This window comes from Mycobacterium kiyosense (assembly GCA_021654635.1).
In the GTDB taxonomy this organism is placed as follows: domain Bacteria; phylum Actinomycetota; class Actinomycetes; order Mycobacteriales; family Mycobacteriaceae; genus Mycobacterium; species Mycobacterium kiyosense.
Genome location: AP025179.1, coordinates 5,000,924 through 5,016,867, shown reverse-complemented (window position 1 = coordinate 5,016,867; position 15,944 = coordinate 5,000,924). Strand labels below are relative to the sequence as shown.

The window sequence follows — 15,944 nt, the reverse complement described above, 5'->3', positions numbered from 1 at the left end:
GCGGGGTTAAAGTTCGACCATGACGCAGCTTTGCCTCGCCACCGAACCCCAGGCCAATCAGCTGCTGGCCGACAACCCGCTGGCGTTGCTGATCGGGATGTTGCTGGATCAGCAGGTGACCTTCGAGACGGCATTCGCCGGTCCGCAGAAGATCGCCGAGCGGATGGGCGGCTTGGACGCGGCAGACATCGCCGATTACGACCCCGACAAGTTCGCCGCGCTGTGCTCGGAAAAGCCTGCCATTCACCGTTTCCCGGGCGCGATGGCCAAGCGCATCCAGACGCTTGCACAGATCATCGTCGACCGGTACGACGGCGACGCGGCCGCGCTGTGGACCGCTGGCGATCCCGATGGGAAAGAGTTGCTGCAGCGGATCAGGGCGCTGCCCGGGTTCGGTGAGCAGAAGGCCAAGATCTTCCTGGCATTGCTCGGCAAGCAGTACGGTGTCACACCCACGGGTTGGCGGGCGGCAGCGGGAGAGTACGGCAAGGCCGGCACCCACCTCTCGGTCGCCGACATTGTCGATGCCGAGTCACTCGGCAAGGTGCGGTCGTATAAGAAGCAGATGAAGGCGGCAGCCAAGGCAGCCAAGGGAAAGGCGGCAACATGAAGACGCACATCACCTGTCCGTGCGGCGAGGCCATTCAGGGCAAGGACGAGGACGAGTTGGTCGAGCTGACTCAGGCCCACCTGGCCAGTGCGCATCCCGGTCTGGACTACGACCGGGACGCGATCTTGTTCATGGCCTACTAGGTACTCGCCTTTGCGCCGCGAGCGCCCTCATAGGTACGGCCAGAAGCTCTTTGCGACGTACATTCGAGGACGCTCGCGTGGTCCGGCTGCTGGTTGCGGTGCCGCTACGGCACCACCGTCGAACCGATGGTCGGCATGAACTGGCACTGCCGGTCTTTGGTGGTGACCTGACCGAAAATCGTCGACATGATGCTGCCGGAACCGGTGTCGACGATCGCGGTGAGCGTCGTCGGGCCTTCGCCGTTGATGTCGGTGCGCGGCTTCAGGGTGGCGCTGCCTGATTTGCCGGTGGTCAGGTTGATCCAGGTGACGTTCAGCGGCAGCTTCTGCACCTCGGCGGGTCCCGGGGTACCGACCGCAGTGAAGACGTAAGCGGTCTGGCCGGCAGCCGGGCCCGGCGTCGGGATGGCCGCCGGTCCCGCCACCGACAGGGCGGTGGCCAGGGCGTTCGTCCCGTCGGCTAGGCAGTTGGTGCCGATCGAGGGTACATGAAGTCCTGCGTGGGCGGGAGTCAGGGCCGAAGCCGGGGGCCGCGGCCGCCGGCGCCGCCACCGGGGCGGGGGTGGGCGCCGGAGCTGGGGCCGCCGCGGCAGCCGGCGCAGCTGAGGGGCCGCCGCCGGCGCGGGCGCCGGTGCGGCCGGTGCTGGTGCTGGAGCTGGCGCAGCCGCGCGCGGGGGCCGGTGCCGGAGCCTGGGCTGCCGGTGCGGCCGGTGCGGGAGCTGGCGCGGCGGCAGGCGCGGGTGCGGCCGGCGCCGGCCCGGGCAGCGGTGGTGAGACGGGCCGCGGGTTCTGCGGCACGCCGACCGGGCCCGGCCCCGCGGCATGCAGCGGGTCGACGCCGGCCGGCAGGTGCGCCAGGGCGCCGGGCTCGGCACCCGGTGCCGGTACGTGCGGTGCCGGTGCCGCCTCAGGCGGGGTCGCGCCCGCCGGTGCCCCCGGACCCGCGACGAACTGGTTCACCGACGAGGCCACATTCTTGGCCTCGGTCGGTGCCGACGGGTTGTGCGTGAATGCCTGGGCAGCCGCCATCAGCAGCTGCGTCGCCTGTCCGGGATTGCCGGCGGCCTGCTGGATGATCGGGCTCAACTGAGTCAACGCCGGAAGGCCGGGCAGCTGCTGGGTCGGGTCGGTCGACGGCGTCGCCGGGTCGGCTGCCGCGCTCGGACAAAGCACGAACGCGGCAGCCGATGTGACGACGACTGCGGCCAAACCTTTGGACAGACTCCAAGTGCTTGCCACGGTGTTTCTCCCGGTTCCTAGTGGTTGGTCAGTCGTCGGAGGTCAAGCTCAGGGCAGGGCGCCGAGCAGCGTCTGCGGTCCCGCCGGACCCGGCGCGCCGGCACCCGAGAGCCCCGGAATGGCCGAAGCCAGCCCCGGCAGGGCCGCTTGGGCGAGTCCGGGAAGCGACGTCGCCAACCCGGGCAGCGAGGCCGCCGGAGCGGCCGGAGCGGCCGGAGCCGCCGGTGCGGCCAGGCTGGGTAGCGGCGTGTTCACCCCGGGGATCGACGGCAACGTTCCCGGTGCCGGCGCGACGGGGGCCGCCGGCGCAGTGAGCTGCAGCGGTGCGTTCACGCCGGGCACCGACGGGACGCCGGCCGGAGCCGCCGCTGGAGCGGCTGGAGCCGCGGGAGCGGTGAGCCCCGGGATCGGCGCGTTCACACCCGGAATCGGGGGAACGGTGCCCGGCGAGTTGGCCGGCGCAGGCGCAGGCGCTGCCGGCGCGGTCGCCTGGGCCGGCAGTTGGGCCGGTGCGGTGGCCTGGGCCGGCGCGGTGAGGCCGGGAACCACGGAGGGCAGGTTCAACCCGCCCGGAGCGGCGGGGGCCGGGTCCGGAGCGCGCTGCACGCCCTGCGGCGCCGGCGGGGTGGCACCCAGCGCGGTCGCCAGGTTCTGCAGAATCTGCGGCGCGTTGGCCGCCGAGGCGATCAGCTGCTGGGGAATGTTGGGGGCCGGCGGCTGAGCCGGCGCGGGGTCGGCGTGGGCGATGCCGCCCGTCAACAGTGCGGCGCCCGAGCCGGCCAGCACAGCGGCGGCCCGAACGTAGGTCCAAATGGTTGGCATGTCTCTCCTGATGTCTTCGATGGGCTTCGGCAGGCCCCCCGGAAGGACCTGAAGCCGAAGCTATCGTGGTACAGAAGTGACTCAAGTGACACGTGTGGCATTTACGGGATCGTTATAGATACGAGCGAAGGCAGTGACCGGCGACCTGGTAATCGTGATTTCCCCGTTATCGACGCGCACCGGTCGCGTTCAGGGGCTCAGCGCGTCGGCGCGGTCGCTAAAGTCGGTCGGATAGACACCACCTCGGCCACCCCCGCCGCGCTCGCCACCGCCAGGCGGCGCGAGACTTCGCTGGCGACCTGGGCGCCGCTGCTGTTGATCCTCAGCGTCACAGCCCGATTCGCTTGGACCTACCTCGCCCCGCACGGCGCGAACTTCGTCGACCTGCACGTATACATCGGCGGCGGGGCAGCCCTGGATCATCCCGGCACCCTGTACAGCTACGTCTACGCCGACCAGACTCCGGATTTCCCGCTGCCGTTCACCTACCCACCGTTTGCTGCGGTGGTGTTGTACCCGCTGCATCTGCTGCCGTTCGCACTGGTGGCGGTTCTCTGGCACGCCGCGATCGTCGCGGCGCTGTACGGCGTGGTGCGCCTCTGCCAGCGACTGCTCGGGCCAGCAGGCGACCGGCGTGTCGCAATGCTGTGGACCGCGCTCGCCATCTGGATCGAACCGCTGCGCAGCAACTTCGACTACGGCCAGATCAACGTGTTCCTGGTGCTGGCCGTGCTGTGGGCGATCCATTCCACCCGGTGGTGGCTGTCGGGCCTGCTGGTGGGCCTGGCCGCGGGGGTCAAGCTCACGCCGGCGGTAGCCGGCCTTTATCTGCTCGGCGCCCGGCGCTGGGCGGCAGCGCTGTTCTCCGGTGCGGTGTTCCTGCTCACGGTGGGAATCTCCCTGCTGGTGGTCGGTGACCAGGCCCGCTATTACTTCACCGACCTGCTCGGCGACGCACATCGGATCGGACCCGTCGCCACCTCGTTCAACCAGTCCTGGCGTGGCGCCATCTCCCGCATCCTCGGCTATGACGCGGGCTACGGGCCACCGGTGCTGATCGCTATCGGCGCTACCACCGTCGTCGCACTGCTGGCCTGGCGGGCGCTCCGGCCCGCCGATCAGCTCGGGCGGCTGCTGGTGGTGGAGCTGTTCGGCCTGTTGCTCTCGCCGATCTCCTGGACGCACCACTGGGTGTGGTTGGTGCCGCTGATGATCTGGCTGCTGCACGGGCCGCTGCGCGACCACCTCGGCGCGAAAATCCTGGGCTGGGGCTGGCTGGTGCTGACACTGGTCGGGGTGCCCTGGTTGCTCAGCTTCGCGCAACCGACCATCTGGGTGATCAGCAGACCCTGGTACCTGGCGTGGGCCGGGCTGGTCTACGTGGCGGCCGCGGTCGCGACGTTGGGGTGGATCGCCTGGCATCCCCGCCGCGAGCGTGACCAGGCGGCGGCCGCAGCGGACTGATCTCGCGGTGCGGTCTTCGTTCGCGGCGTGATCAGGTTCCGACGATGCCGTTGATGTCGCGCGCCATGTCGAGGTCGTTTTGGGTGATGCCGCCCTCGGAGTGTGTGACCAACACGAAAGTTACTGTGCGCCAACGGATATCGATATCCGGGTGATGATCCTTGGACTCCGCGTGCTCGCCCACCCGACGCACGGCGTCGATGCCGTCCAGAAACGCCGGGAACTTGACCGACCGGCGCAGGGTTCCGTCGACGCGCTCCCAGCCGTCCAGTTCGGGTAGGGCGGCGTCTACTTGCTCATCCGATAACACAGCCATGACGCGAACGTATACCCTCACTGCCCATGCCGAACCAGGTCGTCGTCGCCGGCGCCATCATCCGCAGCGGCACCGTTCTGGTAGCGCAGCGAAACCGGCCACCCGAGCTGGCCGGCCGGTGGGAACTGCCCGGCGGGAAGGTCGCCGACGGCGAGACCGAGCAAGGCGCGCTGGTCCGTGAGCTGGCCGAGGAACTCGGCGTCGCGGTCGCGGTGGGTGACCGGCTGGGCCAGGACGTGGCCCTGGGCGAGACGACGGTCTTGCGGGCCTACCGGGTCACCCTGCTCGACGGTGAGCCGCACCCCCGCGATCACCAGGCGCTGCGCTGGGTGGCGGCCGCGGACCTGGACGGTGTCGACTGGGTGCCCGCCGACCGTGGCTGGGTTCCGGACCTGGTGGCCGCGCTGTAGCGCGAGTCCGCCGGGTCCCGATGCCGGGACGTTGACTCTGCAGTGAGGGCGCTACCTACTTGCACTTCTGCGCCAAGGACGCAGAGCCAACGGCGCGCGCACCCCGCCCTCGTGCACACCGGATCCCGGCCTGCCAGTTCGCTATCCGGAGCCCTCGCTGCCACAATCACCGACGTGCCATTCCGTAACGTCGCCATCGTCGCCCACGTCGACCACGGCAAAACCACCCTGGTCGACGCCATGCTGCGACAGTCCGGCGCCCTGACACATCGTGGCGACGACGCGGTCGAGCGCCTGATGGACTCCGGTGACCTGGAGAAAGAAAAGGGCATCACGATCCTGGCCAAGAACACGGCCGTGCACCGCAAGCACCCGGACGGAACGACGACCGTCATCAACGTCATCGACACCCCGGGCCACGCCGACTTCGGTGGTGAGGTGGAGCGCGGACTGTCGATGGTCGACGGGGTGCTGCTGCTGGTCGACGCCTCCGAGGGCCCGCTGCCGCAGACTCGCTTCGTGCTGCGCAAGGCGCTGGCCGCCCACCTCCCGGTCATCCTGGTCGTCAACAAGACGGACCGGCCGGACGCCCGCATCTCCGAGGTCGTCTCGGAGAGTCACGACCTGCTGCTCGACGTCGCATCCGACCTCGACGAGGAAGCGCAGAAGGCCGCCGAGGCCGCCCTGGACCTGCCGACGCTGTATGCCTCCGGCCGAGCAGGCATCGCCAGCACCAAAGAACCGGCCAACGGCGAAAACCCCGAGGGAGACAACCTCGATCCGTTGTTCGACGTGCTGCTCGAGCACATTCCGCCGCCGCAGGGCGATCCCGAGGCGCCGCTGCAGGCGCTGGTGACCAACCTCGACGCCTCGGCCTTCCTGGGACGACTTGCGCTGATCCGCATCTATAAGGGCCGGATCCGAAAGGGCCAGCAGGTCGCCTGGATGCGGGAGGTGGACGGGCATCCCGTCATCACGACCGTGAAGATCACCGAACTGCTGGTGACCGAGGGCATCGAAAGAACAAGCACCGACTCCGCATCGGCCGGGGACATCGTCGCCGTGGCGGGCATTCCGGAGATCATGATCGGCGACACCCTCGCCGACCTCGATCACGCGCACGCACTGCCCCGCATCACCGTCGACGAACCCGCGATATCGGTGACCGTCGGAACCAACACCTCGCCGCTGGCCGGCAAGGTCAAGGGCCACAAGCTGACGGCCCGGATGGTGAAGTCGCGTCTGGACGCCGAACTCGTCGGCAACGTCTCCATCAAGGTGGTCGATATCGATCGGCCCGACGCCTGGGAGGTGCAGGGCCGCGGGGAGCTGGCGCTGGCGGTGCTCGTCGAGCAGATGCGCCGGGAGGGTTTCGAGCTCACGGTCGGCAAGCCGCAGGTGGTCACCCAGACCATCGACGGCAAGCTGCACGAGCCGTTCGAGGCGATGACCATCGACTGTCCCGAGGAGTTCGTCGGCGCCATCACCCAGCTGATGGCCGGCCGCAAGGGCCGCATGGAGGAGATGACCAACCATGCCGCCGGCTGGGTGCGGATGGACTTCATCGTGCCCAGCCGCGGCCTGATCGGGTTTCGCACCGACTTTCTCACCCTCACCCGCGGCACCGGGATCGCCAACGCGGTGTTCGACGGTTACCGGCCGTGGGCCGGTGAGATCCGGGCCCGGCACACCGGTTCGCTGGTGTCCGACCGGGCCGGGGTGATCACCCCGTTCGCGCTGCTGCAACTGGCCGACCGCGGCCAGTTCTTCGTCGAACCCGGACAGGACACCTACGAAGGAATGGTCGTCGGCATCAACCCGCGCCCGGAGGACCTCGACATCAACGTCACCCGCGAGAAGAAGCTCACCAACATGCGCTCCTCGACCGCCGATGTGATGGAGACGCTGGCCAAGCCGCTGGAGCTGGACCTGGAACGGGCCATGGAGTTCTGCGCGCCCGACGAGTGTGTGGAGGTGACACCGGAGATCGTGCGGGTCCGCAAGGTCGAGCTGGACGCCACCTCGCGGGCTCGGAGCCGCTCGCGCGCCAAGGCCCGGGGTTAGCTTGGCGCCGCGCCGGGCTCGTGAGCCGCGCCAGCGTCAGGGCACTGCAAAAGCAGACGCGGATTCGCCCAGCCCCGCCACATCCGCGGATCGGCCGGGTCCCCTCGATACCCTGACGGGCGTGCTGCACCGGGCCCGCTACCTGCTGGTGGCGATCGGCGTGCTGGTCGCCGCGATCGGCTTGGTGCTGTCGGGTTGCACGGTGAGTCCGCCGCCGGCCCCGCAGAGCACCGACACCCCGCACAGCACGCCGCCACCCCCGCAGCGGCCCACCCAGATCATCATGGGCATCGACTCGATCGGTGCCGGCTTCAACCCGCATCTGCTCTCGGACCTGTCCCCGGTGAACGCGGCAATCAGCGCTTTGGTGCTGCCGAGCGCGTTCCGGCCGGTTCCCGACGCCAACTCGTCGACGGGTTCGCGCTGGGAAATGGACCCCACGCTGCTGGTGTCTGCCGAGGTGACCAGCGAAAACCCGTTCACGGTCAGCTACAAGATCCGGCCGGAAGCATCCTGGACGGACAATGCGCCGATCGCCGCCGACGACTTCTGGTACCTGTGGCGCCAGATGGTCGGCGAACCCGGAGTGGTGGATCCGGCCGGCTACGACCTGATCACGTCGGTCCAGTCGCTCGAGGGCGGCAAGCAGGCCGTGGTCACCTTCGCCCAGCCGTACCCCGCCTGGCGGGAGCTGTTCAGCAACCTGCTGCCCGCGCACATCGTCAAGGACGTCCCGGGCGGCTTCGCGTCCGGGCTGGCCCGCACCCTGCCGGTGACCGGGGGGCAGTTCCGGGTGGAGAACATCGACCCACAGCGCGACGAGATCCTGATCGCCCGCAACGACCGTTACTGGGGACCGCCGGCGAAACCCGCGCTGATCCAGTTCCGCCGCGCGGGAGCGCCTGCCGCGCTGGCCGATTCGGTCCGCAACGGCGACACCCAGGTCGCTCAGGTGCACGGCGGTTCGGCCGCCTTCGCGCAGCTGTCGGCGATTCCCGACGTGCGGACGGCCCGGATCGTGACCCCGCGCGTCATGCAGCTGACCCTGCGCGCCAACGAGCCCAAGTTGGCCGACGCGCAGGTCCGCAAGGCCATCCTGGGGTTGCTCGACGTCGACCTGCTGGCCGCGGTCGGCGCCGGTAGCGACAACACCGTCACCCTGGCCCAGGCGCAGGTCCGCTCGCCCAGCGATCCCGGCTATGTGCCGACCGCGCCGCCGGCGCTGAGCAGGACGGCGGCGCTGGGGCTGTTGGAGGCCGCGGGGTTCCAGGTCGAAAGCACCACGTCGGTGCCGCCGACCCCGCCGGCGAGTACCGAGCCGACCGAGGTGGTGCGCGGCCGGATAAGCAAGGACGGCAAGCAACTGTCGCTGGTCATCGGGGTGGCCGCCAACGATCCGACTTCGGTGGCGGTGGCCAACACGGCCGCCGACCAGTTGCGCAACGTCGGTATCGCCGCCAGCGTGCTGGCGCTGGATCCGGTGACGCTGTACCGCGACGCGCTGCACAACCACCAGATCGACGCGCTGGTGGGCTGGCATCAAGCGGGCGGCAACCTGGCCACGTCGCTGGCGGCGCGGTTCGGTTGTCCCGCGCTGCAGGCAACCGCCGTTCCGCCGCCCGGCGCTTCGCCGCCGCCATCGCCCGGTCCGGTCGCCTCCACCGGCGCGACGGCATCGGCCGGTCCGGACACCACCGAGCCGCCGACTACGCCGAGCCGCCCGCCGGAGCCCGGTGCGCTGGTGAAAGCGCCGTCCAATCTCACCGGCATTTGTGACCGCAGTATTCAGTCCAATATCGACGCCGCCCTCAACGGGTCCAAGAACATCAACGACGTCATCGTCGCCGTGGAGCCGCGGCTGTGGAACATGGCGACGGTCTTGCCGATCCTGCAGGACACCACCATCGTCGCGGCCGGGCCCAGCGTGCAGAATGTCAGCCTGACCGGCGCGGTGCCGGTCGGCATCGTCGGCGACGCGGGCCAGTGGGTCAAGATCGGTTCCTAGCCCGCCATCTGTCGCGACACCCCAGGTAGGACCGCGTTTCGGCCAGCCAATTGCGCTTGTGCCAAATTGTTATAAAAATCCGGTTTGGAATCGGTGCCGGTGGTCAACCCCCGCGATACGTTCGCGCTGGAGCTGTCGGGGGCTGCTGGTCGGGCGGGGGTCAGCCAGCAATTCTGCAGGTGAGGGGTCACCATGTCCTTTGTATTTGTCGAGCCACAAATAATGGCTACAGTCGCGGCGCAGCTGTCGGGAATAGGTTCCTCGCTGAGCGCGGCCAATGCGGCGGCTGCCGGATCGACGACCAGCGTCCTGGCCGCGGCCGCCGACGAGGTGTCGATTCAGATCGCCGCGCTGTTCTCCGAGAACGCCGCGGGTTATCAACAACTCAGCGCACAGGTCGCGGCTTCCTACGAACAGTTCGTCAAGAACGTGGCGGCGAGCGCGAACAGCTATCTGGCGGCCGAGGCCGGCGCTGTGCAGACACTGGCGAATGGTTTGGCGGCGCCCGCCGTGTCGTTCGACGGTCTCGTCCAGGCGTACGCGGGCTTCACCGGCAACCTGGCCAACGCCGAGATCGCGTTCAACCAGTCGCTGGTGGGCGGCGAATTGGCATTGCAGCGACTGGTTTTCGGCACCGACAACGCTCTCAACGGGGCGGTCAACGCCGGTTTGAACGTGGCCAACTCGTTGGTGGGCGGCGGCCAGCAAGCCATCAATGCCCTACTGGGAGTGCAGGTTCCGGCCAATTTCAATGCCAGCCTGAACGTCAATGCGTCGGTCACCGGAAACGTCGGCCTCGGCGGCATCTCGGGTGCCTTCGACGCCGCGCTATCCGGACTCGGTGCCCAACTCAATGCGGCGCTGTCGGGCAACCTCGGCGCCGCGTTGCCCAACCTGGCGGTGCTGACGCAAGCCGGTAATGCGTTGGTGGCCAACGTCAATGCGGGCCTGGCTGGGCTGTCGCAGACCGGCGGCACGCTCGCCACCAGCCTGACGGCCGGACTGTCGAATTTGGCGCAGACCGGCGGGTCGTTGGCCGGCAGCTTCACCGGCGCGCTGAACGGGCTGAGCGGCCAGCTGAATTCGGCGTTGTCGGGCGGTTTCTCCGGCGGGCTGCCGGACATCTCGGCGTTGCTGCAAGCGGGTGCGACGTTGAGCGCCAACTTGAATGCCGGGATTCCGGCGCTGGTGGCCAACCTGGGTCTGACGCTGCCCAACTTGACGCTGCCGAACTTGACGCTGCCTAACGTCACCCTGCCGGGCTTCACGTTCCCGGGCTTGACGGGCGGGTTCGGCCTGAACCTCCCCCGGCCTGGCCGGAAACCTCAGCGCGGGACTGAACGGCCTGGGCGCTCAACTCAGCGCGGCGCTCAACGGCGTGCTGGGGGGCAACTTCGGCGGCGGCCTACCGGGTCTTTCCGTGCTGACCCAGACCGGCGCCACGCTGGCCGGCAACCTCAACGCCGCCCTGTCCGGCTTGGGTGGCTCTCTCGGCGTGAATCTGCCTGTGCTGCAAGCCAATCTCAGCGCAGCGCTCTCCGGGTTCAACGCAAACGTCAACGCGGCGCTGACGGGCGCCCTCAACGGTGACTTCTCCGGTGTCTCGGCGCTGGTGAACGCCGGTGCCGGCCTGCCGACCCTGGCGGTGCAGCAGGCCGGGTACCTCCAGAGCGGGCTGCTGTCCGGCTTCGTCAACGGCCAGCTGGCGTTCAACCAGTCCCTGGTCGCCAACGAGATAGCCTTGCAGCGCGCCCTGTTCGGCGTCGACAACGCCTTCAACGGCGCGGTCAACTACGGCTTCAACGCGTTCAACCTGCTGCTGGGCACCGGCGAGCAGACCGTCAACGTGCTGCTGGGCGCCGATATGCCGGCCAACTTCATGGGCAGCCTGCTGATCGGCGGCTCGGTGCCGGGCATCGTCCCGACCGGCGGCCTGCTGGGAGTGGGGGAGCAGCTGGTGTTGCTCAACGGGGCACTCGGCGGCGACACGTCGTTGCTGGCGCCGCTGGGCGACCTGCGCGCGTCGCTGGCCAACGTGGTGAGCAGCCAGTTGGCGTTCAACCAGAACCTGGTGGCCAACGAGGTCGCGCTGCAGGTAGGCCTGTTCGGCACCACCAGCCCCCTCAACGGCGCGCTGAACAACTTCGGCAACATGATCAACTACGCCATCGGTGCCGGCCAGCAGACCATCGACGTGCTGTTGGGCGCCCCGGTGCCGCCCGGCTTCAACGCCGGCCTCGCACTGGGCGGCAACGGCGACGTCTTCGGCGGCCTGCGGACCGGCGGCGCGCTGGGGGCGTTCGAGCAGAAGTGGCTGTTCGACGCCTCGGTGCTGAGCCTGCTGGGCTTCCCGGTGCAGGTGACCCTCACCGGCGGGCTGCCCAACCTGCTCACCCAGCTCTCGGCGGCGTTGACCGGCAACGTCACCGTGACCGGTGGCGCAACGCTGGGGTGACCGCCCGGGCCCGGCCCATTATTATCTCCAACGTAATTTATACAAAACCCCGTCGGGCACCCGTCGGTTGGCTACCATCGGCTCGTCGTGAAGTCGTTCACGTTCGGCACTGGGAGGGCCGGCGTGACGGTCCGGGGAGGTTCTGCGATGTCCTATTTGTCGATGGCGCCCGAATGGGTGACGGCAGCTGCTGCTGATCTGGCCGGCATCGGGTCGGCACTGGGAGCGGCCGGCTCCGCGGCGGCGGGTGCGACGACCGCGGTGCTGCCGGCCGGCGCCGACGAGGTGTCGGCGGCCGTCGCGGAACTGTTCGGTGCGCACGGGCAGGCGTTCCAGGAAGTCAGCGCGCGCGCAGCGCAGTTCCACGACCAGTTCGTGCAGACGCTGCGCAGCGGTGCCGGTGCGTATGCGTCCGCGGAGGCGGCCAGTGTTGCGGCGCTGGCGGCTGCCGGAACTCCGGCGCAGCAACTTCAAGCGGCGATTCTCGGTTTCCACGCCAATCTGCTGACCAACGAGCAACTGTTCAACAGCATGCTGTTGACCAACGAAGTAGCTTGGGAGAAACAAGTTTTCGGCACCGACAGTGCGCTGAACGGCGCATTGAACCGCGCGTTCAACGCAGGAAACCTGTTGGTTGGCACCGGGGAGCAGGCGCTGAACGTACTCGTCGGTGCTCCGACGCCGGCGAACTTCACCGCCGGGCTATTGACCGGCAGTGGCGCCCAGGTGTTCAACGGCGGTCAGATCGGCGGATTGTTAGGTGCTTTCGATCAGGCGCTGATGGTCCCGACTGACTTGTTCGGCTTGGCTACCGGCAACACCGGACCGATCGCGGCCGCGGGCGCTTCGCTGCAGGCGGCCGCGGCGGCGGGGCCGTTTCAGCAGGTGGAATCGGCGCAGCTCGGTTTCCACGCGAATCTGATCGCCAACGAGCAGTTGTTCAACAACACGCTGTTGACAAACGAAATAGCTTGGGAGAAACAGGTTTTCGGTACCGACAGTGCGTTGAACGGTGCGCTCAACCGTGCATTCAATGTCGGGAACCTGTTCGTGGGCACCGGCGAGCAGGCGCTGAATGTTCTCGTCGGTGCACCGACGCCGGCCAACTTCACCGCCGGGCTGTTGACCGGCAGTGCATCACAAACCTTCAACAGCGGCGAAATCGGCGGTCTGCCGGGTATTTTCGGCCAGGGGTTGATGTTCGGTCAGGACGTGCTCGGCCTGCTCACCGGCAACACCTGACGGTTCGCGCCGGGCTGTCCGCTCAATCGCCTTGCGCGGCAGTCAGTTTGGGTGGAATGACGGTGTCCACCATGGTGGCCAGTTCGCGACGGGTCGGTGGTGTCCCGGTCAGCATGAAGTGCTGGTTGATCAAGGCCGAACCCACCCGCGCGCTGAGCGGGGTGAGCATCTCGGGATTCAGGTCGCCCTCAGCGACAGCGGTTTTCAGGATCGACTCGACGATCCTGGTGCGCGGCAGCACCACCGCGTCGGCGAATATAGTGCGCAGCTCCGGCTCGTGGATGAGCTGGCTGATGATCTGCAGGCCGGGAAAGTCGGTCTTGCCGGCCAGCACGTCGCGGTGTGCGGTGAACACCGACAGCAGGTTCTCCCGAGCCGAGCGGCCGGGGCGCGGCTCGGGCAGTGGCGGCAGCGTGTGGATCAGGGCGGCATGCACCAGGTCGTGCTTGCAGGCCCAACGCCGGTACAAGGCCGCCTTTCCGGTGTGTGCGCGCGCCGCAATGCCTTCCATCGTCAGCCGGCCGTACCCGACGGCCGCCAACTCGGCGACCGTCGCCGCGTAAAGCGCCCGCTCCAGAACTTCGCCGCGACGACGTCTCTGCCGGGCTTTCGGCATCGTGGGCGTGGCGTGCGGCATGCAACGATAGTAGCCGCTGGCGTTCCTATCGTTCGCCGAAGGTGGGTAGGGTGCGTCCATGGATTCGCCACGGCTGTTGTTCGTCCACGCCCACCCAGACGACGAGAGCATCAGCAACGGTGCCACCATCGCGCACTACACCGCGCGCGGCGCCCAGGTCCACGTGGTGACCTGCACCCTCGGCGAGGAGGGCGAGGTCATCGGCGACCGTTGGGCACAGCTCGCCGCCGACCACGCAGACCAACTCGGCGGCTACCGGATCGGCGAACTCACCAGGGCGCTACGGGCGCTCGGCGTCGCCGAGCCCATCTACCTGGGCGGTGCGGGTCACTGGCGCGACTCGGGAATGGCGGGCACCGAGCCGCGAGGTGGACGCCGGTTCGTCGACGCCGACGAGGACGAGGCCGTCGGCGCGTTGGTGGCGCTCATCCGCGAACTGCGCCCGCATGTCGTCGTCACCTACGACCCCGACGGAGGCTACGGGCATCCCGACCATATGCGCACCCACGCCGTCACCACCGCTGCGGTGGCGCGCGCCGGCGCCGCCGGGCCGGATCTGCCCGGGGACCCGTGGACCGTGCCGAAGTTCTACTGGACCCTCCTGGGCCGCGGGGCGCTGGCGTCCGGCCTGCGTGCGATGACTCCCGACGACCTGCACCCCGGGTGGGTGCTGCCGCCGGAGGACATCCCGTTCGCTTATCCCGACGACCGCATCACCGCCGTCGTCCAAGCCGACCCGGCCGCGCACGCGGCCAAGGTCGCCGCGCTGGCCGAGCACGCCACGCAGGTGCGGGTGGGTCCTACTGGTAAAGCGGGCGCGCTGTCCAACAACCTGGCCCTGCCCATCCTGGCGGAGGAACACTACGTTCTGGTCGCCGGAGACGCGGGCGAGCGCGACGAGCGCGGCTGGGAAACGGATCTGCTGGCCGGTCTGGGCTTCCCCGCGCCGGGCACGTAGGCTAGCTAATTAGGCAGCCACGGAAGGAATTTCACATGGACCCCGACCTGGATCCCAACCAGCAGCACTGGCAGGACCGCCTCGACAGCCTGCAGTGGGTACTGGGGTCGATCGTCTCGCAGCTCGACAGCGTCCCAACCTGACCGAAACCAAGCCACGCGCCGTCTCGGCCGAAGAGACGAGCGCGACGGATCCTGCGATCCGTGCTGTTGTACTGACGCTGTTGGCCGTCGACGGAGTGCTCTCCGCGCTGGCCGGTGCGATGCTGCTGCCTTCCTATATCGGCTCGGTTCCATTTCCGGTGAGCGCGTTGGTCAGCGGGCTGGTCAACGCCGCGTTGGTATGGGCCGGGAGCAAGTGGACGACCTCGCCTCGGGTGGCGGCGCTGCCGTTGTGGACCTGGCTGTCGACCGTGGCGGGGCTGAGCCTGGGCGGTCCGGGCGGTGACATCGTCCTGGGCGGCCAGGGTGTGATGGCCTACGGCGCGTTGCTGTTGATCGTGTGCGGGGTGGTCCCGCCGGTGTGGGTGTTGTGGCGCAGCAGAACCCGGTCCTGACCGCTACGGAAGTGGCGGCAACGGCGGGAAGAAGCTGAGGAACCAGTAGATCTCGGTCTGGATGAAGTTGTTGATCGACGCCGTCGTCGCCGACCAGAAATTGCTCAGGCCCTGACTGAGGCTGACCGTCCCGCTGAGCCAGTCCAGGGTGTTGAACAGGCCGCTCTGCACTATGGGTTCGAACAGGTAATAGAAAAAGTTGATCTGCGGCGCCAGGATGCCGACCCACGGCACCCAGCCCGCCAGGTACGCGGCCAGGTTGAAGCCGTATTGCACCCACGGCTCGAAGGTGAGGTAAAGATTCTCGATCGCGGTGGCAAACGACACCGGCAGGAACGCCGCCGGCGCCGCGGCTGCCTGCCCCAGCAGTGAGCTGGCGGCCGCCAGGCTGCCGAACCCGCTGATCCCACCCGTCGGTGTCAGCGCCAGCGCGCCGAGCAGGTTGGTGGATGCTGGCGAGAACAGGCGCTGCACCTGCGCGCCGAAACCGCCGACGACGTTGCCGGCCAGGGCGCCCGGGCTGGGCAGCGCGTGCCCGAGCAACTGGGCGGCGGGCGCATTCACGGCGTTAACCAGCGTTCGCGCGGCGCTGGACTCGGCGTTGGCGTAGGCGCTTGCACCGGCGCCCATGGCCTGCACGATCTTGTCGTGAAAAGCCGTCACCTGGGCGCTGAGTTGCTGGTATCCCTGGGCGTGTGAGGAGAACAGGGCCGCGATCTGGGCCGAGACCTGGTCGGCGGCGGCGGCCACCACGCCGGTCGTCGGCAGTGCCGCGGCTGCGTTTGCCGAGTTGATCTCGGTGCCGATGTCGGCGATGGACGCCGCCGCCGCTTTGAGAGCATCTGGCCCCACGTGCACAAACGACATCTCACCCACCCCTACTTAATACCAGGAACCAAGAATCGTATCGCGGTCGTCGGTCGCGGATGTCGTACTTGGCAAACATGGCTGGTTCGCTGCGCCCGGTCAGTCACGGGCCGCCGGTGCCCTGCCGCTACTGTTGCGCGTATGGCACCAGGGCTG

General features: G+C 68.6%; 15 protein-coding genes and 1 pseudogene. 11 read left to right on the top strand and 5 right to left on the bottom strand.

Annotation, left to right across the window (positions count from 1 at the left end):
- Positions 1-19: 19 nt before the first annotated feature.
- Positions 20-610 carry an HhH-GPD-type base excision DNA repair protein gene (locus L6444_RS23520; RefSeq protein WP_236977563.1) on the top strand — a complete coding sequence of 197 codons (591 nt, stop codon included), beginning with the start codon at positions 20-22 and terminating at the stop codon, positions 608-610.
- Positions 607-753, top strand: coding sequence for a DUF1059 domain-containing protein (locus tag L6444_RS23515; RefSeq protein WP_236977561.1), 147 nt, complete (start codon positions 607-609; stop codon positions 751-753). The genes L6444_RS23520 and L6444_RS23515 overlap by 4 nt, the downstream gene beginning before the upstream one ends.
- Before the next feature lie 104 nt (positions 754-857).
- On the opposite strand, the pseudogene L6444_RS23510 reads toward L6444_RS23515, so the two are convergent.
- Together L6444_RS23510 and L6444_RS23505 are read right to left on the bottom strand one after the other, a co-directional pair.
- Positions 858-2,024: pseudogene (locus L6444_RS23510) on the bottom strand (Rv1157c family protein).
- 16 nt (positions 2,025-2,040) lie between these two features.
- Positions 2,041-2,814 (bottom strand): hypothetical protein, encoded by a 774-nt coding sequence (locus L6444_RS23505; protein WP_236977560.1) that lies wholly within the window; start codon positions 2,812-2,814, stop codon positions 2,041-2,043.
- A gap of 168 nt (positions 2,815-2,982) precedes the next feature.
- Here L6444_RS23505 and L6444_RS23500 point away from each other — a divergent pair, with 168 nt between their 5' ends.
- Positions 2,983-4,278, top strand: coding sequence for a mannosyltransferase (locus L6444_RS23500; protein ID WP_236984370.1), 1,296 nt, complete (start codon positions 2,983-2,985; stop codon positions 4,276-4,278).
- 31 nt (positions 4,279-4,309) lie between these two features.
- Here the strand turns inward: L6444_RS23500 and L6444_RS23495 are convergent, their stop codons facing one another.
- The gene (locus L6444_RS23495) at positions 4,310-4,594 is read right to left on the bottom strand and encodes a 4a-hydroxytetrahydrobiopterin dehydratase (RefSeq protein WP_236977558.1); all 285 of its coding nucleotides are present in this window, start codon (positions 4,592-4,594) and stop codon (positions 4,310-4,312) included.
- A 26-nt stretch (positions 4,595-4,620) separates the two neighbouring features.
- Here L6444_RS23495 and L6444_RS23490 point away from each other — a divergent pair, with 26 nt between their 5' ends.
- From L6444_RS23490 to L6444_RS30825, 6 genes are all read left to right on the top strand, one after another.
- The gene (locus tag L6444_RS23490) at positions 4,621-5,004 is read left to right on the top strand and encodes a (deoxy)nucleoside triphosphate pyrophosphohydrolase (RefSeq protein ID WP_236977556.1); all 384 of its coding nucleotides are present in this window, start codon (positions 4,621-4,623) and stop codon (positions 5,002-5,004) included.
- Between the two features lie 174 nt (positions 5,005-5,178).
- Positions 5,179-7,068 (top strand): translational GTPase TypA, encoded by a 1,890-nt coding sequence (typA, locus tag L6444_RS23485; RefSeq protein WP_236977554.1) that lies wholly within the window; start codon positions 5,179-5,181, stop codon positions 7,066-7,068.
- Between the two features lie 121 nt (positions 7,069-7,189).
- Positions 7,190-9,073, top strand: coding sequence for an ABC transporter family substrate-binding protein (locus L6444_RS23480; RefSeq protein ID WP_236977553.1), 1,884 nt, complete (start codon positions 7,190-7,192; stop codon positions 9,071-9,073).
- Positions 9,074-9,265: 192 nt separating this feature from the next.
- The gene (locus tag L6444_RS30830; RefSeq protein ID WP_459561256.1) at positions 9,266-10,663 is read left to right on the top strand and encodes a PE family protein; all 1,398 of its coding nucleotides are present in this window, start codon (positions 9,266-9,268) and stop codon (positions 10,661-10,663) included.
- Positions 10,569-11,528 carry a PE family protein gene (locus tag L6444_RS23470; RefSeq protein WP_236977552.1) on the top strand — a complete coding sequence of 320 codons (960 nt, stop codon included), beginning with the start codon at positions 10,569-10,571 and terminating at the stop codon, positions 11,526-11,528. Before L6444_RS30830 ends, L6444_RS23470 begins: the two co-directional genes overlap by 95 nt.
- A gap of 147 nt (positions 11,529-11,675) precedes the next feature.
- Positions 11,676-12,770 carry a PE family protein gene (locus L6444_RS30825; protein ID WP_289624945.1) on the top strand — a complete coding sequence of 365 codons (1,095 nt, stop codon included), beginning with the start codon at positions 11,676-11,678 and terminating at the stop codon, positions 12,768-12,770.
- A gap of 22 nt (positions 12,771-12,792) precedes the next feature.
- Here the strand turns inward: L6444_RS30825 and L6444_RS23460 are convergent, their stop codons facing one another.
- Entirely contained in the window at positions 12,793-13,407 is a 615-nt protein-coding gene (locus tag L6444_RS23460; RefSeq protein ID WP_236977551.1) for a TetR/AcrR family transcriptional regulator, read from the bottom strand.
- 58 nt (positions 13,408-13,465) lie between these two features.
- Here L6444_RS23460 and mshB point away from each other — a divergent pair, with 58 nt between their 5' ends.
- Positions 13,466-14,365, top strand: coding sequence for an N-acetyl-1-D-myo-inositol-2-amino-2-deoxy-alpha-D-glucopyranoside deacetylase (mshB, locus tag L6444_RS23455; RefSeq protein ID WP_236977550.1), 900 nt, complete (start codon positions 13,466-13,468; stop codon positions 14,363-14,365).
- A 94-nt stretch (positions 14,366-14,459) separates the two neighbouring features.
- Positions 14,460-14,921, top strand: a complete 462-nt coding sequence (locus L6444_RS23450; RefSeq protein WP_236977549.1) for a hypothetical protein — start codon at positions 14,460-14,462, stop codon at positions 14,919-14,921.
- Positions 14,922-14,924: 3 nt separating this feature from the next.
- Here the strand turns inward: L6444_RS23450 and L6444_RS30270 are convergent, their stop codons facing one another.
- Positions 14,925-15,788 (bottom strand): PE family protein, encoded by an 864-nt coding sequence (locus L6444_RS30270; protein WP_255730908.1) that lies wholly within the window; start codon positions 15,786-15,788, stop codon positions 14,925-14,927.
- Between the last annotated feature and the right edge of the window lie 156 nt (positions 15,789-15,944).